At 70.0% G+C, this 2,181-nt stretch carries 2 protein-coding genes; one reads left to right on the forward strand and one right to left on the reverse strand.

All coding sequences use genetic code 11. From position 1 onward, the window contains the following. Positions 1 to 321 (reverse strand): aminotransferase class III-fold pyridoxal phosphate-dependent enzyme (locus HC022_RS24745; protein WP_167454161.1); only part of this gene is annotated, 321 nt, incomplete at its 3' end. Between the two features lie 215 nt (positions 322 to 536). On the opposite strand from HC022_RS24745, the gene HC022_RS24750 reads away from it, so the two are divergent. Next, positions 537 to 1,976, forward strand: coding sequence for a PLP-dependent aminotransferase family protein (locus tag HC022_RS24750; protein WP_167454162.1), 1,440 nt, complete (start codon positions 537 to 539; stop codon positions 1,974 to 1,976). The last annotated feature ends 205 nt before the right edge of the window (positions 1,977 to 2,181 follow it).

The following is a 2,181-nucleotide window of genomic DNA, read 5'->3' on the forward strand; positions in this document are numbered from 1 at the left end:
GCCCGGCATCTTCGAGATCAGCTTCTCGGCGAACAGCGCACCGGGCACCGAGCCCGCGGCGCCGGCGAAATAGTTCATCTTCACCAGCTGCTCGCGCACCGCATCGGCGATGCTCTCGCGGCCATAACCCACGTTCACCGTCCAGACGCCGCCCGAGACCGCGTCGAGGAACTCGCGCCCGTTCTGGTCCCAGACCGACAGGCCCTTGCCCTCGACGATGATGCGCGGGTCGCGCGAATCGAGGGCCTTGTGCTGGAACAGGTGGTGCCAGACATGCGCCTTGTCGGCTTCGACCACGGGGGAGAAATCATTGTCTAACATGCGGGCGGACTCCTTGTGCTGTTGCCCGCGACATCAACAGCGCATCGCCGCGCTTCGACAGGGCCAGCAGAGCGGAACGCATGGGGCCAGAGCGGGCCAGATGCCGATATCCCGGGCAATTCGACCGGTTTGGCCGGTTCCGCAGCGCCCGGATATTGAGCTTTCGGCGCCGTGGGCCTAGGACTCCGGCGCTTTCCTCCCAAGGCAAGGACGCCATGTTCGCATCCATCGACCGTGACGCGCCGGAATCGATCCAGGCGCAGCTCCGACGCTCGATCGTCGGGGCGATCCATGCCGGGAAGATGGCGCCGGGCCAGAAGCTGCCGCCGTCGCGGCGGCTGGCCGAACAGCTGGGCATCGCGCGCAACACCGTGGCGGCGGTCTACGAGGAGCTGGTGGCGCGCGGCTATCTCGAGGCCGTGCCCCGGCGCGGTTACTTCGTCGGGCGCGAACTTGACGCGGCGCGTGATGCGGAACTGCCCGCCACCGGGCCCGGGGGGCTCGACTGGGCGGTCCGGATCCGGCAGCGGCCCTCGGCGCTGCGCCACGTTGACAAGCCGTCGAACTGGCAGGATTACGAGTATCCCTTCGTTTGCGGGCAGGTCGACCCGCGGCTCTTTCCCATCGACACGTGGCGGGCCTGCTCGCGCGATGCGCTGGGCCGCTCGGCCATCGACTGGTGGACCGCCGACCGCGCCGTCGAGGACGACCCGCTGCTGGTCGAGCAGATCCGCACGCAGGTGCTGCCGCAGCGTGGCATCTTCGCGCGGCCCGAGCAGATCCTCGTCACGCTGGGCACGCAGGAGGGGCTCTACCTGCTGTCCCGTCTGCTGGCGCGCCCCGGCGTCCGTGTCGGCGTCGAGAGCCCCGGCTACCCCGACGCCCGCAACATCTTTGCTGCCGACGGGGCCGAGATCGTCGACCTGCCGGTGGATGGAGACGGCGCGCGCACCGACGGCGCCGGTCGGCTCGACGTGGCGGTTCTCACGCCCACCAACCATTGCCCGACCATGGTGCAGATGCCGCCCGAGCGCCGCGAGGCGATCCTGCGGCAGGCCCGGCAGGACGGCACCATCCTGATCGAGGACGATTACGACGGCGAGACCGCCTTCGCCTCGGACGGCACCACGCTGAAGTCGCTCGATGGCGATGGCCGGGTGGTCTATCTCGGCACCTTCTCCAAGGTGCTGGCCCCGGGGGTGCGGCTGGGATTCCTCGTGGCCGATGCCGCGCTGGTGGACGAGGCGCGCTGGCTGCGGCGGCTGATCCACCGCTCGGCGCCGCTCAACAACCAGCGCACGGCGGCGATCTTCCTTGCCGAGGGCCATTACCTCACGCTGGTCCGCCAGCTCCGCGCCGCGCTCGAGAGCCGCACGCGGAGGGTGCGTGAGGGGCAGAGGCGCTACCTGCCGGGCTTCACCATGAGCGAGGGCGGCGGCGGCGCCTCGGTCTGGCTGACCTGCCCCGAGGGGCTCGACGCCAACCGGCTCTGGGACGTGGCGCGGGGCAGGGGGGTGCTGACCGAGACCGGCGATCCCTTCGTGCCGCCTGGGCAGTCCGGGCGCTTCTTGCGCATCGGGCTTTCGTACATCGACGACCGCAAGATCGACAGTGGCCTGCGGCTGCTCGGAGAGGCCGCGTCGAGCCTGCGCTAAGCCGCGCTGGCCCCATCGGATTCGCCCCTGTGGCCCATGCAACGCTGCGCTGCAGCGAGGAAGAAGGCGGCATGACAAATCACAGCCTCTCCCCCCTGCTGGACCCGTCCTCCGCGCTCGCCGATTTCGCGGGCATGAACCTCATCAATGGCGTGCGCGTCGCCTCCGCCTCGCGGCTCGACGTGCTCAACCCTGCGACCGGCAC

Origin of the sequence: Salipiger sp. HF18 (assembly GCF_011806505.1) — a bacterium.
Lineage (GTDB): Bacteria > Pseudomonadota > Alphaproteobacteria > Rhodobacterales > Rhodobacteraceae > Salipiger > Salipiger thiooxidans.